Source organism: Neobacillus sp. D3-1R, from assembly GCF_052180215.1.
Lineage (GTDB): Bacteria > Bacillota > Bacilli > Bacillales > Cytobacillaceae > Pseudoneobacillus.
Genome location: NZ_CP197471.1, coordinates 2,958,970 through 2,975,050 on the forward strand (window position 1 = coordinate 2,958,970; position 16,081 = coordinate 2,975,050).

The 16,081-nt window shown below is 37.1% G+C and carries 15 protein-coding genes and 1 pseudogene; 5 read left to right on the top strand and 11 right to left on the bottom strand.

Annotation, left to right across the window (positions count from 1 at the left end; all coding sequences use genetic code 11):
- Positions 1-4 precede the first annotated feature (4 nt).
- Positions 5-850, top strand: coding sequence for a pyrroline-5-carboxylate reductase (gene proC, locus ACSBPO_RS15235; protein WP_442594731.1), 846 nt, complete (start codon positions 5-7; stop codon positions 848-850).
- A 149-nt stretch (positions 851-999) separates the two neighbouring features.
- Positions 1,000-2,024: pseudogene (namA, locus tag ACSBPO_RS15240) on the top strand (NADPH dehydrogenase NamA).
- Between the two features lie 68 nt (positions 2,025-2,092).
- On the opposite strand, the gene ACSBPO_RS15245 reads toward namA, so the two are convergent.
- Positions 2,093-2,644: a histidine phosphatase family protein gene (locus ACSBPO_RS15245; protein ID WP_442594733.1), complete on the bottom strand. Its 552-nt coding sequence runs from the start codon at positions 2,642-2,644 to the stop codon at positions 2,093-2,095.
- A gap of 8 nt (positions 2,645-2,652) precedes the next feature.
- Entirely contained in the window at positions 2,653-3,567 is a 915-nt protein-coding gene (rnz, locus tag ACSBPO_RS15250) for a ribonuclease Z (RefSeq protein ID WP_442594735.1), read from the bottom strand.
- A 293-nt stretch (positions 3,568-3,860) separates the two neighbouring features.
- Here rnz and zwf point away from each other — a divergent pair, with 293 nt between their 5' ends.
- Positions 3,861-5,330, top strand: coding sequence for a glucose-6-phosphate dehydrogenase (gene zwf, locus ACSBPO_RS15255; RefSeq protein WP_442600383.1), 1,470 nt, complete (start codon positions 3,861-3,863; stop codon positions 5,328-5,330).
- A gap of 244 nt (positions 5,331-5,574) precedes the next feature.
- Here zwf and ACSBPO_RS15260 read toward each other — a convergent pair whose 3' ends face one another.
- Positions 5,575-6,843, bottom strand: a complete 1,269-nt coding sequence (locus tag ACSBPO_RS15260) for a DNA polymerase IV (RefSeq protein ID WP_442594737.1) — start codon at positions 6,841-6,843, stop codon at positions 5,575-5,577.
- A 203-nt stretch (positions 6,844-7,046) separates the two neighbouring features.
- Between ACSBPO_RS15260 and pepF the strand changes: the two genes are divergently transcribed.
- Positions 7,047-8,858, top strand: a complete 1,812-nt coding sequence (gene pepF, locus ACSBPO_RS15265; protein ID WP_442594739.1) for an oligoendopeptidase F — start codon at positions 7,047-7,049, stop codon at positions 8,856-8,858.
- 85 nt (positions 8,859-8,943) lie between these two features.
- On the opposite strand, the gene ACSBPO_RS15270 is transcribed toward pepF, so the two are convergent.
- From ACSBPO_RS15270 to mce, 4 genes are all read right to left on the bottom strand, one after another.
- A complete protein-coding gene (locus ACSBPO_RS15270) occupies positions 8,944-9,414 on the bottom strand; it encodes a chemotaxis protein CheW (RefSeq protein WP_442594741.1) in 471 nt (156 codons plus the stop codon).
- A gap of 115 nt (positions 9,415-9,529) precedes the next feature.
- Positions 9,530-10,651, bottom strand: coding sequence for a M20/M25/M40 family metallo-hydrolase (locus ACSBPO_RS15275; protein ID WP_442594743.1), 1,122 nt, complete (start codon positions 10,649-10,651; stop codon positions 9,530-9,532).
- A gap of 152 nt (positions 10,652-10,803) precedes the next feature.
- A complete protein-coding gene (locus tag ACSBPO_RS15280) occupies positions 10,804-12,354 on the bottom strand; it encodes an acyl-CoA carboxylase subunit beta (RefSeq protein WP_442594745.1) in 1,551 nt (516 codons plus the stop codon).
- Entirely contained in the window at positions 12,347-12,766 is a 420-nt protein-coding gene (gene mce, locus ACSBPO_RS15285) for a methylmalonyl-CoA epimerase (RefSeq protein ID WP_442594747.1), read from the bottom strand. The genes ACSBPO_RS15280 and mce overlap by 8 nt, the downstream gene beginning before the upstream one ends.
- Before the next feature lie 163 nt (positions 12,767-12,929).
- Here mce and prli42 point away from each other — a divergent pair, with 163 nt between their 5' ends.
- Positions 12,930-13,025, top strand: a complete 96-nt coding sequence (gene prli42, locus ACSBPO_RS15290; protein ID WP_442594749.1) for a stressosome-associated protein Prli42 — start codon at positions 12,930-12,932, stop codon at positions 13,023-13,025.
- A gap of 36 nt (positions 13,026-13,061) precedes the next feature.
- On the opposite strand, the gene ACSBPO_RS15295 is transcribed toward prli42, so the two are convergent.
- From ACSBPO_RS15295 to ACSBPO_RS15310, 4 genes are all read right to left on the bottom strand, one after another.
- Entirely contained in the window at positions 13,062-13,574 is a 513-nt protein-coding gene (locus ACSBPO_RS15295) for a L,D-transpeptidase (protein ID WP_442594751.1), read from the bottom strand.
- A 21-nt stretch (positions 13,575-13,595) separates the two neighbouring features.
- Positions 13,596-14,594: an aromatic acid exporter family protein gene (locus ACSBPO_RS15300; RefSeq protein WP_442594753.1), complete on the bottom strand. Its 999-nt coding sequence runs from the start codon at positions 14,592-14,594 to the stop codon at positions 13,596-13,598.
- Positions 14,595-14,704: 110 nt separating this feature from the next.
- Entirely contained in the window at positions 14,705-15,427 is a 723-nt protein-coding gene (locus tag ACSBPO_RS15305; protein ID WP_442594755.1) for an amino acid ABC transporter ATP-binding protein, read from the bottom strand.
- Positions 15,420-16,079 (bottom strand): amino acid ABC transporter permease, encoded by a 660-nt coding sequence (locus ACSBPO_RS15310; protein ID WP_442594757.1) that lies wholly within the window; start codon positions 16,077-16,079, stop codon positions 15,420-15,422. The genes ACSBPO_RS15305 and ACSBPO_RS15310 overlap by 8 nt, the downstream gene beginning before the upstream one ends.
- Positions 16,080-16,081: the final 2 nt, after the last annotated feature.

Sequence of the window (16,081 nt, forward strand, 5' to 3'; positions counted from 1 at the left end):
TCAAATGAAAAAAATTGCGATTATTGGTGCTGGTTCGATGGCAGAAGCATTAATATCTGGGATGATTAGCAATCATTTTATTGATAGTAAAAATATTTGGGTGACAAACCGAAGCAATCAGGAAAGACTGCAGGAACTCGAAAGTAAATATCAAATTTCAACCACTTACTCCCTGAAAGAATTGACAACAGAAGTAGACATTATTATTTTGGCCATGAAGCCTAAAGATGCGGGCATTGCTTTAGAAGGCTTAAAAGATTTCCTTACGGAGAATACTTTACTTGTATCTGTACTTGCAGGTGTCTCGATCCAAACCATTCAAAAGCTTGTCGGTACCTCCAATTCTATTGTCAGAGCGATGCCAAACACATCCGCAACGATCGGGATGTCAGCAACAGGGTTAGCTTTTAATGAAAAAGCTACACAGAAACAAATTCATTTAGTGGATACGATGTTTAATACAATCGGAATGACCCAGTTTATTAAAGAGGAACAGCTTGATGCTATAACCGGCCTTTCAGGGAGCGGACCTGCCTATTTCTATTATCTTGTTGAAGCGATGGAGAAAAGTGCTGAAGAAATCGGTCTTGAGCCAGAATTAGCTAAACAATTAATTGTTCAAACTTTATTAGGAACAGCCACCATGCTATCAAAATCGGAAAAACCTTCGCACCAGCTTCGTCGGGAAGTGACAAGTCCTGGGGGAACAACCGAGGCAGGTATCCGCGTCCTCGAGCAACACCATGTTCAAGAAGCCTTTGTCTCCTGCATTATCGAAGCAACTAACCAATCTAAACGACTAGGTAAGATGCTAAGCTCCCAACTAAATCAAAAACAACCTCAAACCTAACAGTCCCTTTCCCACTTTAAAGCACCGGGGGTCTGACCCCCACCGCTTTAAAGTACAAAAGTGGGGAGGCTTCTTATTTCGTTATTGTTTTGAAAATTGATATAATAGGGTTGCGAATTTAGAGAATCGAAATAAGGAGGCTTTTCATTATGGTCACTACAAAGCTTTTTTCTCCGTTTAAAATGAAAAATGTTACGCTTAAGAACAGAATTGTGATGGCTCCAATGTGTATGTACTCAAGCCATACAGAAGATGGTAAAGTAGCAAACTGGCATTATACACATTACGTTAGCCGTGCCGTCGGTCAAGTAGGCTTAATTATCTTAGAAGCTACAGCTGTAACAGCACAAGGCCGAATTTCACCACAGGATTTAGGAATTTGGAGCGATGACCATATCGAAGGTCTGTCAAAGCTCGTTCAATTAATGAAAGAGCATGGAGCTGCCACAGGAATTCAAATTGCTCATGCTGGCCGCAAAGCCGTCATTGAGGGCGATATCATTGCTCCTTCAGCTATTCCGTTTAATGACAAAATGAAAACCCCGTTAGAAATGAGTAAGGACGATATTCAAAAAACGATCGAGGCGTTCCGCGCTGGAGCAGAACGTGCCAAAAAGGCAGGTTTTGATGTAATTGAAATTCACGGTGCACATGGATACTTAATCAATGAATTCCTTTCTCCTCTATCTAATAAGCGAAATGATGAATATGGCGGTTCTGCAGAAAATCGCTACCGTTTCCTTCGCGAGGTGATTGACGCGGTTAAAACGCTTTGGGATGGTCCATTATTTGTTAGAGTATCGGCACATGATTATCATGAAGAAGGTCTAACACCAGAAGATTACGTTACATACAGCCGTTGGATGAAGGATCAAGGGGTGGATTTAATCGATGTTAGCTCTGGTGCAGTTGTTCCAGCATCCATTCAGACCTACCCTGGCTATCAGGTAAAATTTGCTGAAAAATAAAAGAAGAGGCAGATATTCCAACTGGTGCAGTCGGACTCATCACGTCAGGTCTTCAAGCCGAAGAAATCTTGCAAAATGAACGTGCAGACTTAATTTTTATTGCTAGAGAATTATTAAGAGACCCTTATTGGCCAAGAACGGCAGCCAAAGAGCTTAGCACTACTATTGAAAGTCCTAAGCAATATGAGCGTGGGTGGAATTATTAAGCCCCCCCCAAAAAAAGCAAAAAGACTCCATTCACCATGAAGGAGTCTTTTTGCATACTAAAATTATATTAATCGATGTCAGCCCAAATTCTTCTCAACAACGTTTTTTCATCGGATACGACGAATTCAAACACATCTGGATTGGACATCCCCATTAACTCATCATACCCAAAATTTTCATTAAAATAACGAATTAATAATGTTGTTAAGTTTCCATGGCTAACCAAAATAATATGGTCATCCTTTGAAGAAAGAACTTCCTCTAAAATAGAAATAGCACGCTTCATGCCAGAAGATTGTGATTCTCCGCCCTCAAACACCAAATCAAAATCTTGAAAGCTTTGCTTTAACTTATCCATCCAATCGGCCAGTGGTACCCCGCTCAATACTCTTTCACTTAAACGAGAATCCTCAACGATCGATAATCCCTTAAAATCAGCTAGTGGTTGAATAGTGGCTATAGCTCTTTTAAACGGACTTGAATAAATTTTACCAATAGGTTTAGATGCAAAAAAATCGACTAATTTTAATGCCTGCTCCTTCCCTTTATCTGTTAAAGGAGCATCCACTTCCTGCCCATTTGCTTTAGCGTGACGAACAAAATAGATGGTTTTAATCATAATTCCCCTCACATTGAAAATTCGTTAAAATCCTCTGCCACTTCTGTTTCTTTGAAAATCTCTTGAGCTTCTATTTTCAATTGTTGTGCAGCTTCTTTATCATATCTTGAGCTTATATGGGTTAAATAAAGCTTCTTAACCTTTGCCTTTGCTGCGATTTCTGCTGCCTGCTGTGTGGTGGAGTGAAAATAATCGTAGGCAAGCTGTGATTCATTTTTAGAAAAAGTCGCTTCGTGAACAAGAACATCTGCGTTTTGTGCTAAATAAAGCGCATTGTCACATATTCTTGTATCTCCTAAAATAGTCACAATTCTTCCATCTTGTGGTTCTCCGAGAAATTCAGATGCTTCCAAAATAGTCCCGTTTTCTAAAACAACTGGTTCCCCCTCTTTAATTTTCTTGTAAAGAGGTCCCGGCTGAACACCTAGCTCTTTTAACTTGTCCACCAGCAATGGTCCAGGTTTGTCCTTTTCCACAATTCGGAATCCAAAAGACGGAATACCATGCTCTAAAGAAAGAGCCTCGACAATAAACTGTTCATCTTCAAAAATAATTCCTTCTTCTATTTCTACAATTTTCAAAGAATATTTTAAATAAGTTTGGCTAACATTTAAGCTAATTCGTATGTATTCCTCAATTCCTTTGGGTCCATAAACGGTTACTTCCGATTCTCCACCGAGAAAGGAACGACTAGATAAAAGTCCTGGTAAACCATATATATGGTCACCATGTAGATGAGTGATAAATACCTTTTCTATTCGCCTAGGTTTGATCGATGTATGTAAAATTTGGTGCTGCGTTGCTTCTCCGCAATCAAAAAGCCAAATAGTCCCTCTCTCTTCTAAAAGCTTAAGAACAATGGAGGTTACATTTCGGTGCTTTGCAGGCATACCTGCACCCGTTCCTAAAAAGAACAAGTTCAATCCATTTCATCTCCTTCATTTGCAGAAATCCAATGGATATACATTAGATTCTTTCTCTTATTTCTACTATATCATATTTTAAAAATTTCCTGTCTCTTCCATACAAACGAATAAAATAAGACGGATAGCAATCCATCATTCATCAAAAACTAACCCTAAGTGCAAAAATTTGCGATTTTTGTCATATAGCGCTAAAATTTAATATTTGAATGGATGATTTTTAAAGCTCTTACCACTACATAAAAGTGAGGTTCAAACTCGTGAAACATTCTGAAAAACCAACTGCTTTGATTATGATTTTTGGAGCAACAGGAGATTTAGCTAAACGCAAGCTTTTCCCCTCTCTCTACCAATTGTTTATAAAAGGAAAACTTTCCGAACAATTTGCTGTCATTGGGATTGCCAGAAGTTCTCTTTCGAATGATCAATTTCAAGCAAATGTAAAGGAATCGATCACTACCTTCCTTGGCACAACAGAGAAAGTAGATGAATTTATTTCTCATTTTTATTATAAGAGTCATGATATCGCGGATCCAAGTTCTTATGCAGAATTGAAGAGAATTGCAGAGGAATTAGATCAGCACTATCAATTAGAGGGAAATAGAGTTTTCTATTTGGCGATGGCTCCTGAGTTCTTTGGTAAAATTGCAGAACACTTAAAGAGTGATGGCTTAACTGATGTAAAAGGATTTAAACGATTAGTTATTGAAAAACCATTTGGACACGATTTGGAGTCAGCTAAAATCCTAAACAATCAAATTCGTAAAGCATTTTCTGAGAATGAAATTTACCGAATTGATCATTATTTAGGAAAAGAAATGGTTCAAAACATTCAAGTTATTCGATTTGCCAATGCTATTTTTGAACCGCTCTGGAATAACAGATATATCTCGAATATCCAGGTCACCTCTAGTGAAACATTAGGAGTGGAGGAACGAGGACGCTATTATGAAAATAGTGGAGCATTAAGGGATATGGTACAAAACCATATGCTTCAAATGGTAGCGTTATTAGCTATGGAGCCCCCCATTAAACTAACAACCGATGAGATTCGCTCTGAAAAGGTAAAAGCACTTCGAGCAATGAGACCGTTAGAAGGTAATGCCGTCCATGAAAATTTCGTTCGTGGCCAATATGGCAAAGGTACAATGAAAGGTGAGAATGTCCCAGCTTATCGCGAAGAAAATATGGTTAATCCTGACTCTAACACAGAAACATTTGTATCTGGAAAGCTAATGTTTGATACCTTCCGTTGGGCGGGTGTTCCATTTTATATTCGAACAGGTAAACGAATGACAGCCAAATCGACTAAGATTGTTGTTCAATTTAAAGATATTCCAATGAATTTATATTATAAAACCGACCAAACACTAAATCCTAATCTTTTAGTCATTCATATTCAACCTGAGGAAGGAATCACTCTATACTTAAATGCAAAAAAATCAGGACAAAAAATGGATGCAACACCAATCAAATTAAACTTTTCAAATAAAGATGTTCATGATATGAATACACCAGAAGCATATGAATCGCTATTATATGACTGTATGATTGGCGATGCAACGAATTTCACACACTGGGATGAAGTTGCTCTATCTTGGAGCTTTGTCGATAAAATCTCAGCTGTTTGGGAAAATGAAAAAGAGCAAAACTTCCCTAACTATGAATCTGGATCAATGGGACCAATGGCATCAGATGAACTTCTAGCAAAAGACGGATTTTTCTGGTGGCCGATTACAGACCTTGATGTAGAATCTTGCTAATAAGAAAAGCGAAAGCGCCTTGGTTAGCCCCGACAAGCAAATGTTCTCTAGCAAGGAAAAAAGAAGTTCATTTTTTCCCTGTAAGAAGTCTGAACTTTGACTTCTTACGCTAGAGGTTATTTTGACCAAGGAAGAAGTGATTTTTCTTCTTCCATCGAGGGGCTAGGCAGGAAGAAATGAATTGCTTTCTTCCCCGCTGGAGCTAGACAATTTTCAAAATCCCAAAAGTAAAAAAGGGACGATGTTATTCGATAACATCGTCCCCTTTTCTTTGAAGAAAATCTCGATTAAAGCTTGTAAAAGTACCTGCCTGATTTTTTTGAATTTCCTTTTCACTTGCTTGCTCAATAATGTTCTTTCCATACTTTTCTTTTAACATGGAGAGAGTTTGAATCAGCGGCTCTATTTTTGCTTCTTTTTCAAATGAAAATAAATCAAGCTGCTTAACAGCATGGTCATGTTCTGTTAAATCAGTAGAAGTTATTCCTAAAAGACGAACAGGGTCCCCAGTCCAATGTTTTAAAAATAAACGTTTCGCAGCAGCAAATATTTCTTCCCGTTTAAAAAATGGGTTAGATAACTTTTTACTTCTAGTTACGGTTTTTCGATCCTTATATCTTATCGTTATACCAATCGTAGTAGCAACCACTTTTTTTCTTTTCATACGAACGGATACCGTTTCTGATAAATGATCTAAAACACGAAACAACTCCTTTTGATTGGTAGTATCTTTGGGAAGAGTTGTCGAATTGCCAATTGATTTAAAATCTGAAACGGCATCAGGGTCAACATGCCTTTGGTCATTTCCATTAGCCCTTTCTTTCAGTCGGACCCCATTAATCCCGAGCAATCCTTTTAACTGAATTTCGTTTGCTGAAGCTAAATCTCCAACCGTTTTAACCCCAATAGTTAGTAATTTTTCTGATGTTTTCCTTCCAACTCCATGCATTTCATACGTCGGCAAGGGCCAGAGAACCTTTTGAATATCTCTTTTTCGCAACACGGTAATCCCCATTGGTTTCTTCATATCTGAAGCCATTTTCGCTAAGAATTTATTGGGGGCTATACCAATACTGCATGGTAAATCAAGCTGCTCTAGTATACGCTTTTGAATGGTTTGTGCAATTTCAATAGGACTTCCAAAATGATAACTATCTGTTATATCCATATAACCTTCATCAATAGAAACTGGTTCAACTAAATCTGTATATTGCCGAAGGATGTCAAACATTCCCAAAGAGGCAGCTCTGTATCGATCAAAGCTTGGCTTCATGACAATTAACCCCGGACATAGCTTTTTTGCTTCCCAAAGCGGCATCGTCGTTTTCACACCAAATTTTCTAGCTTCATAACTGCAGGTGATAATAATTCCACGTCTTTCTTCTACATTTCCAGCGATTGCAAGTGGCTTTCCTTTCAAGCTTGGGTCATAAGCCATTTCAACTGAAGCATAAAAACTGTTCATATCAACATGTAAAATGACTCTACCATTCTTAGGATAAAATTCTTTCACTTTACGCCACTTCCTTACCTTTCTATGATTTTATTTTATCATAGAGGGGTATGTTTGAAAAAATTCAAAATAGAATAGAAAGAACTACTCTAAAAATAGAAAAATTCAGAAAAAAGGACTATCATTAAATTAAGTTTTTGCATTATAATAATGTTTATTAGCTTTACGAAATTTTAGCTTTACGAATAATGGAGGGCGTAAAAATGAAAAATACGGCAGAAAAACGTTATGTTCGTTCAGAAGTTCCTGAGCATTTAACTTGGAACTTAAAGGATTTATTCATTTCAAATGAAGCTTGGGAAACAGAACTAAATGCTATTGAGGCAAGCCTTTCATCGGTAACTCAATATAAAGGCAAACTTCATGAAGGAGCTCAAACACTTTTAGACTGTCTACTTGCCCAAGAAAAGCTTCAACAAAGAATCGTTCTTGTAGGTACTTATGCAAACTTAAGACAAACAGAGGAAGGCACCAACCCTAATAATCAAGCAAACTCTTCTAAATTTGCTTCAGTTATTACTAAAGTTAATGCAGCACTTACTTTTATTTCCTCTGAGATTCTATCGCTTCCTGAAGGTACTGTAGAAGCATACATAAACGAATTAGAGGAATTGAAACCATTCCGTAAAAACCTAACCGAACTTTTGGAATCAAAAAAACATAAGCTTTCTCCTGAAACAGAAGTAGCCTTAGCTTCATTAGGAGAAGTTCATGGAGCACCATACAAAATCTATGAAATGAGTAAATCAGCAGATATGCAATTCCCTTCATTCCAAGATGAAGAAGGCAATGAGCTTCCAAATTCATTTGCTCTTTTTGAAGATCGTTATGAATTTTCACCGGATACGTATGTACGCCGTAAAGCTTATGAATCATTTATCTCGACACTTAAACAATACAAAAATACGTTTGCTACTACTTATGCAACAGAAGTAAAGAAACAAGTAGCATTAGCTAAATTAAGAAACTATGAATCTGTTACCCATATGCTATTAGACCCACAACAAGTAACTGTTGAAATGTATCACAATCAGCTTGATATTATTCAAAAAGAGCTAGCTCCACATATGAGAAGATTTGCAAACCTAAAGAAACAGGTGCTTGGTCTCGACAAAATGCAATTTTGTGATTTAAAGGCGCCTTTAGATCCTGAATTTAATCCTAAAACTACCTATGAAGAAGCTAGTAAAGTAATCTTAGAATCTTTACAAGTAATGGGACCAGAGTATGTTGCTATCATGGAAAAAGGTCTTACTGAAAGATGGGTAGACCTAGCTGATAACGTAGGTAAATCTACAGGTGCATTTTGTTCCAGCCCATACGGAGCTCACCCATACATTTTAATTACTTGGACAGATACAATGCGCGGAGCTTTTGTTCTTACACATGAACTTGGTCACGCTGGTCATTTTTATTTAGCTAATAAAAACCAACGTATTTTTAATACAAGACCTTCCACTTATAATGTTGAAGCACCTTCAACGATGAATGAATTATTATTAGGTCAACATCTATTAAAAAATACGAATGATAAGCAAATGAAGCGTTGGGTCATTCTTCAACTATTAGGTACTTACTATCACAATTTTGTTACTCACTTATTAGAAGGTGAATACCAACGTCGTGTGTATGACCTTGCAGAACAAGGAAAACCATTAACAGCCACAACTTTATGTGAGATTAAAGGAAATGTCCTTAAGGAATTCTGGGGAGACTCAGTGAAAATCGATGAAGGTGCAAGCTTAACATGGATGCGCCAGCCACATTATTATATGGGATTATATCCATACACCTATTCCGCAGGTTTAACAGCTTCAACAGCAGTTGCCCAAATGATTCAAGAAGAAGGTCAGCCTGTGGTTGATCGCTGGTTAGAGGTTTTAAAAGCTGGTGGAACATTAAAGCCGCTTGAATTATTAAAACTAGCTGGAGTAGATATGTCTAAACCAGATGCTATTAAAAAGGCAGTATCATTTGTTGGTTCACTAGTCGATCAACTAGAGGAATCTTACTAGAAGCTATAATTTGTAAAGAAAAGAGCGGTCGAATTGACGACCGCTTTATCTATTTTTATAGATAGTTTAATAAAGTAAAAAGCCATCATGATTGATGGCTTTTCATATAATCTTTAATTTCTTTAACACCTTCTAATGCTTGTACTAGCTTTAACGGATCGATGAAGGTAATAAGTCTTGAATTAAGATTTGCGACCCCTGAAAAATATGAGGTTTTAGCATATGCGACTAACCCAACCTGTTTAATATTTTCAGCAGGGATATCGATAATCTCTTTTGCATCTTTTACCATTATTCCAATCGATAGTTCCTCTGTATTTAGAACGATTAAACGAGAAGACTCTGTTTGTTCCAATTGACGCTTATAGAATATTTGTTCCAAATCAATAACAGGAACCAATTCTCCTCGAACAATCATCATCCCCTTTACATACTCAGGTAAATGAGGGATAGGGGTAATTCCTTCTAGTTTTTCAATGGAGACAACAAATTGAATAGGAATACAATATTCTTCGTTATCAACTTGAAAAACAATCACTTTGCTAGATTCAGCCATATCAAAAACCTCCTTATTTAATAGATTTGTACTTTAAATATACAGCAAAAAACAAATCATTAATATCCTTTTTACAGTAAAAAAAAGAGAACCAATTTGGTCCTCTTTGAAATCATTACCCATTTGTAACTTCATCAATAATAGCTAGAGTCATTTCAGCTAATTTATTTAATTCCTCAATTGGCATTTTTTCATTGGTTGTATGAATTTCTTCATAACCAACAGAAAGAACAACTGTAGGAATACCCAATCCAGCAATGACATTTGCGTCACTTCCACCACCACTATGTGTAAGCTCACAACTGCGTCCGATTTTGGCTGCTGCTCGTCGCGCTACTTCTACAACATGGTCTCCTTCAGCAAATTTAAATCCAGGGTACATTACCTGAATATCCACTTCTGCTCTTCCACCCATATCAGCGGCTACTGTTTCAAAAGCCTCTTTCATTTTGGCTACTTGAGCTTCCATTTTATCGGTTACTAAAGAACGTGCTTCAGCTAAGATGTCAACACGGTCACAAACGATATTGGTCTGTTGACCACCTTCAAAACGTCCAATATTTGCCGTCGTTTCCTTATCAATACGTCCTAAAGGCATCTTGGCAATCGCCTTTGCCGCAATCGTAATGGCAGAAACTCCCTTTTCAGGTGCAACTCCTGCATGCGCCGTTTTACCAAAAATAGCGGCTTTTACTTTTGCTTGAGTAGGTGCCGCTACCACGACATTCCCTACTTTTCCATCACTATCAAGCGCATAGCCGAATTTAGCTTTTAAAAGAGAAGGGTCAATTGCTTTTGCACCGACAAGACCAGATTCTTCGCCTACTGTTATGACAAATTGGATTTGTCCATGAGGAATATTTTGCTCCTTAAGAACACGAATTACCTCTAGCAAAACAGCAAGTCCGGCTTTATCATCTGCTCCCAGTATCGTGGTACCATCTGTTACAACATAACCGTCCTTTATGGAAGGCTTAATTCCTTTTCCTGGAACAACGGTATCCATATGACATGTAAAATAAATGGGATCCACACCATCCTTGTTTCCAGGTAGAGTGCAAATAAGATTTCCTGCACCATGACCAGTTTTTGATGTTGTATCATCCTCAAATACTTCTAGGCCCAAATCTAAAAATTTCTTCTTTAGTACTTTGGCAATTTCGGTTTCGAATTTTGTCTCTGAATCAATTTGTACAAGCTCTAAAAATTCTTCTAAAAGTCGCTGTTCATTCATCATCTGTCAAACCCCCAATTATGTAATCCTACTCGTATCTAAGTATACATAGAAAAAAGCGAGTCTTCAAATTAGTGGTTTTTACTAAAATATCACTGCAAAGAAAAAGATAGGACTTGTGATCCTACCTTTTTCTTTAATATTAATTTAACTGTTTATAAAGGTATGTTCCCATGTTTTTTAGATGGTCTTGATTCCTTTTTATTTCGAAGCATTTCTAATGCTTGAATGATTTTAATTCTAGTCTCTCGTGGGTCAATGACATCATCCACCATCCCACGGCTTGCTGCAACATAGGGATTAGCAAATTTCTCACGATACTCTTCGATTTTTTGTTGTCTTAAAGCTTCTGGATCTACGCTACCTGCAATCTCTCGTGCAAATATAATATTTGCCGCACCTTGAGGTCCCATTACAGCTATTTCAGCATTAGGCCATGCAAAAACTAAATCCGCACCAATCGATTTACTGTTTAATGCGACATAAGCACCACCATATGCTTTTCGTAAAATAACCGTTAATTTTGGAACAGTCGCTTCAGAATAGGCATATAAGATTTTGGCACCATGACGAATAATCCCACCATGCTCTTGTTTTACCCCAGGGAAAAAGCCCGTAACATCCTCAAAAGTGATAATCGGAATATTGAACGAATCACAGAAACGAATGAAACGAGATGCTTTATCCGAAGAATCAATATCTAATCCGCCAGCCATAAATTTCGGCTGATTACAAACTAGACCTACGACTTCTCCTTTAATTCTCGCTAAACCAATGACAATATTTTTGGCAAAGTCTTGGTGTACTTCCATAAATGAATCTTGGTCCACAACCTGTTCGATGACCTTTCTGACATCATAAGGTCTAACTGCATCAAACGGAACGACATCCGTGAGATCTGGACGATAATCTTCCTCTTCTGAAGTCTCATATCGAGGAGGTTTCTCCTCGTTATTTTGCGGCAGATAGCTTAATAATTTTCGGACTTTTTGAAGTATATCAACTTCGGTCTGACTATGGAAATGAACATTGCCGCTGATAGAGCTGTGAACTAAAGCTCCACCTAGATCTTCGGCAGAAATCTGTTCTCCTGTAACTGTTTCAATTACCTTTGGACCTGTAATAAACATTTGACTTGTTTTTTCCACCATAAAAACAAAATCAGTAATCGCTGGCGAATAAACGGCTCCACCAGCACATGGGCCCATAATCACTGAAATTTGTGGAATCACACCTGAATATATGGCATTACGATAAAAAATATGTCCATAACCATCCAGCGAGACAACACCCTCTTGTATTCTGGCTCCTCCAGAATCATTAAGTCCTACAAATGGCGCACCATTCTTGGCAGCCAAATCCATTACATTTGCGATTTTTTTGGCATGCATTTCTCCCAATGCTCCGCCAAATACTGTAAAGTCCTGTGAAAATAAATAGATTGGACGCCCGTTCACTTTTCCGTAACCCGTTACGACTCCATCACCAGGACCTTTTTGGTCTGCAAGACCAAAGTCAGTACAGCGATGTTCTAAGAATGGATTCAATTCCACAAACGAACCTTTATCGACTAATAGTTCAATTCTTTCCCTAGCTGTTAATTTTCCTTTTTCATGCTGAGTTTGGATTCTTTCGTCACCACCACCAAGCTCAATCTCCCTTTTTCGGTCATATAATTCATTTATTTTTTCATAGATGTCACTCATTATGCTCTATTCCTTTCTTTTCACAATATTCGAAAAGTACTCCACTGGTTGACTTTGGATGCATAAAAGCCACCATTGCTCCACCAGCCCCTTTTTTGGGTATGTCATTAATCATTCTGATACCTTTATTTTTTATTTCTTCAATACGGTCCTCAATGGAATCAACACTCAAAGCTACATGATGAAGTCCTTCCCCTCGTTTTTCGAGAAATTGAGCAATAGGGCTTTCTTCTGAAGTTGGTTCTAGAAGCTCTAATTTGGATTCACCAATCTTTAAAAAAGCAACCCTAACTTTTTCGCTATCAACCTCTTCCATTCCTAGTAAAGGAAGGTTTAATACCTCTGTATAAAATGGAAGCGTATTCTCTAGTGATCGAACAGCTATCCCGATGTGGTCAATCTTTTTTACCAATAAAATCCACTCCATTTTGCTATATTTTAAAATAATTCGACAATATCTTATTCGACAAAAGTGTCATAAATCCTTCCTTATTTAAGAGGTTGTTCAGATAGGCATATCTCATGTAAAATAGAAGGAAAGACCGTTTTAGGATTTTAGAAAGGAATGATTCTCTATGTCTAATCGCAAAATGCAAAAAATCATTGTTTACACGATGTTATTTGCTATGTTAGCCTCAACCCTACTTATCGGACTTGCGTCATTTTTATAACATAAAAAGGGCTACTCCTTATTGGAGTAGCCACTTCTATTTTAAGGCACCATATTCTCTTGCTATCTGTTCAAAGTCTTTTTTGGTTGAAGTAACCGCAATCTTTGTCCCTAAAGGGATATAATCAAATAGTGATTCAATCGCTTCATTTTGCAAACGGACACAGCCTTGGGATACATTCTTACCAATTGATTCTGGTTGGTTAGTTCCATGAAAACCGTATATTCTACCATCCGTACCTTCAGCATCAAAGCCTATCCATCTAGTACCAAGAGGATTTTTAGGATCTCCCCCGGGAATATCCTTCTTACGGTAATATGGATTTTTAGCCTTCACTGTTATGGTAAAGAGACCTTCTGGGGTTAAGTCTTCTGTTTTTCCAGTTGCAACACTAACAACCGTTTGAATGCGATTTTCATTCACAAAGGCCATTTCATTCGTACTTTTGTTAACAATGATAAAAGGGTCACCTGGTAAAGGATTTGGACCTAATGGCCAAATGGGAGAGATAAAGAAAGTTAGAAATAAGGCTGTCAATGTGTTTAACATTATATCACCCTCACATCATTTTCAATAGTTTGCCTCATCTAGCATTTTTTGATTCCTGGATTTCCCCTTCTTGAGCCCTTTAAAGGAACTTTTTATAATTAAATATTGCTCCATCTCTTTTACAATTTGAAATAATGCAGCTCTTGCCTCAAATTCTTCTCTTGTTTTCGGCAGTGACATTTCTTCAAACTCAAATCTTAATTCTGCTAATTTCTCTAAGAAATGGGCAGCCGTATTTCCAGGATGAATATGCTCGGATAATTCACCAATAAAATCGGCAACCATTTTTCCTTGCTTAACCATTAACGGGATGGATGTAATCATTGGGAGTAATCGTTCAACAATCTCTAATTGTTTTTCCCGCATTTTAAAATAAGTAAAATACAGACTTTCATTTCTTAAAAAATGATTTTCGATATCACGAAAAGAGAGTGCTTTGGCTTCTTCTATCAGTTTAGCCGTTTCTAGGATTTCCTCCCCGTTCCAATCACTTTTTCCAGTACTTAAATAATGAACGATTTCCAGAAAGATAATCTTTAAATTTGCCTCTATTTTAATCTGAAAATCTTCTAGTTTGTTTTCTAAACTTGGCATATAAAGATTCATCAATAATGCCACACCAATACCAATAACAATTATTCCAGTTTCACGAAAAAGTAAATCCCATGTTACTTGTCCTGCGGAATAAATATGTAAAATGATAACACTACTAGTGACTACACCATCTTTCGCTTTTAACATGACGAGAGTTGGGATAAAAAATAAAAGTAAGAGGCCAATCATAATTGGATGGTAAGCTACACCTTCAAAAAATAAGTAAGAAAAAGGCATTGCTAAGATACAGGCTAGAAAACGATCCCATGAAGTTCTTAATGATCGTAGCTTCGTTACTTGAATACATAGAATGGTTAAAATTCCAGCTGACACAAAATTACTCAAACCAAATTGTTGAGCAATTATGATGGCTATGGCTGTTCCCATAGCCGTTTTTATGGTTCGATAGCCAATTCGATATTTCATTTAAATGACTCCTGTTACTATAAAATAGTAAAAAACAAAAAGATGATCATGATGACCATCTTTTTGTTACTATATTAGTTTGTTCATTTTGGGTATAAATAGCAATCATTTTATAGCATTTTTTCTAGGAATTCTTGGGCACGTTTGCTTGTTGGATTTGTGAAAAATTCCTTTGGAGGAGCATCCTCTACTAAAACGCCACCATCTAGAAATAATACACGGTCTGCGACTTCACGAGCAAAACCCATTTCATGGGTTACAATGGCCATTGTCATTCCAGTATGTGCTAGTGATTTCATTACTTCAAGTACTTCTTTCACCATTTCAGGGTCAAGTGCCGAGGTTGGTTCATCAAACAGCATGACTTCTGGGTTCATTGCCAGAGCTCTTGCAATGGCAACGCGCTGTTTTTGTCCGCCAGATAATCTAGTTGGATAATCATTTGCTTTTTCAGCTAATCCGACCTTTTCTAATAGCTCGAAAGCATATTTTTCCGCCTCTTGCTTTGAAAGCCCCTTCACTTTCATAGGAGCATAGGTCAAATTTTGCAAAACTGTTTTATGGGGAAATAAATGAAAGTGTTGAAACACCATGCCGACATTTTGACGCACTTTCATGATATTCGTTTTCTTATCTGTTACCTCTTCATTCCCAATCCAAATCTTCCCGCTCGTTGGATTTTCCAAAAGATTTAAACAACGTAAAAACGTCGATTTTCCAGAACCTGATGGCCCAATGATGGCAACTACTTCTCCTTCTCTAATAGAAGTGGTAATGCCTTTTAAAACTTCGAGCTTGCCAAAATTCTTATATAAATCATTCACTTTAATCACTGCGTCTCATTCTCCTTTCAACGGCTTTCCCCAGTAATGTCAATGTCATAACCATGACATAATAAATGATTCCAGCTATGATTAATGGTTCGAAAAATGAAAACTTGTCGGCACCAACAATGTATGAACGACGCATAATATCCATAACGCCAATGGTCGTTACGATGGCTGATTCCTTTGTTAAAGTGATAAATTCATTCATTAACGCTGGTAAAATATTTTTTAAAGCTTGTGGCATGATGATATCCCACATCATTTTTTTATACGGAATTCCAAGCGCCATAGAAGCTTCTTGTTGCCCTCTATCTACGGCTAAAATGCCTGCTCGTATAATTTCTGAAATATAGGCTGCAGAGTTTAAGGCGAACGCTAAAACTGCCGCATTATAAGGTTCAATCTGATAACCTACAATTTGCGGAGAACCAAAATAGATAATCATTAATTGCAAAACTAATGGAGTTCCACGAAAAATAGAGGTATATGCATCTGCTATCCAATTCAAAATCTTTAAAGATGAAATTTTTAATAATGCTAAAATAATACCAAATGCGAATCCTAACAAGCCCGCAACAATTACAATTTTTAAGGTAATACCGATACCTTTAAGTATAAACGGTAACGTTGGAAGGATATCTGTAAAATTTAGATTCATTC

Coding starts and splice junctions, on each gene's coding strand:
- proC (WP_442594731.1), top strand. CDS start 5: ATGAAAAAAATTGCGATTATTGGTGCTGGTTCGATGGCAGAAGCATTA.
- ACSBPO_RS15245 (WP_442594733.1), bottom strand. CDS start 2,644: ATGATTAAAACCATCTATTTTGTTCGTCACGCTAAAGCAAATGGGCAG.
- zwf (WP_442600383.1), top strand. CDS start 3,861: ATGATTTTTGGAGCAACAGGAGATTTAGCTAAACGCAAGCTTTTCCCC.
- pepF (WP_442594739.1), top strand. CDS start 7,047: ATGAAAAATACGGCAGAAAAACGTTATGTTCGTTCAGAAGTTCCTGAG.
- ACSBPO_RS15270 (WP_442594741.1), bottom strand. CDS start 9,414: ATGGCTGAATCTAGCAAAGTGATTGTTTTTCAAGTTGATAACGAAGAA.
- ACSBPO_RS15275 (WP_442594743.1), bottom strand. CDS start 10,651: ATGATGAATGAACAGCGACTTTTAGAAGAATTTTTAGAGCTTGTACAA.
- ACSBPO_RS15280 (WP_442594745.1), bottom strand. CDS start 12,354: ATGAGTGACATCTATGAAAAAATAAATGAATTATATGACCGAAAAAGG.
- prli42 (WP_442594749.1), top strand. CDS start 12,930: ATGTCTAATCGCAAAATGCAAAAAATCATTGTTTACACGATGTTATTT.
- ACSBPO_RS15295 (WP_442594751.1), bottom strand. CDS start 13,574: ATGTTAAACACATTGACAGCCTTATTTCTAACTTTCTTTATCTCTCCC.
- ACSBPO_RS15300 (WP_442594753.1), bottom strand. CDS start 14,594: ATGAAATATCGAATTGGCTATCGAACCATAAAAACGGCTATGGGAACA.
- ACSBPO_RS15310 (WP_442594757.1), bottom strand. CDS start 16,079: ATGAATCTAAATTTTACAGATATCCTTCCAACGTTACCGTTTATACTT.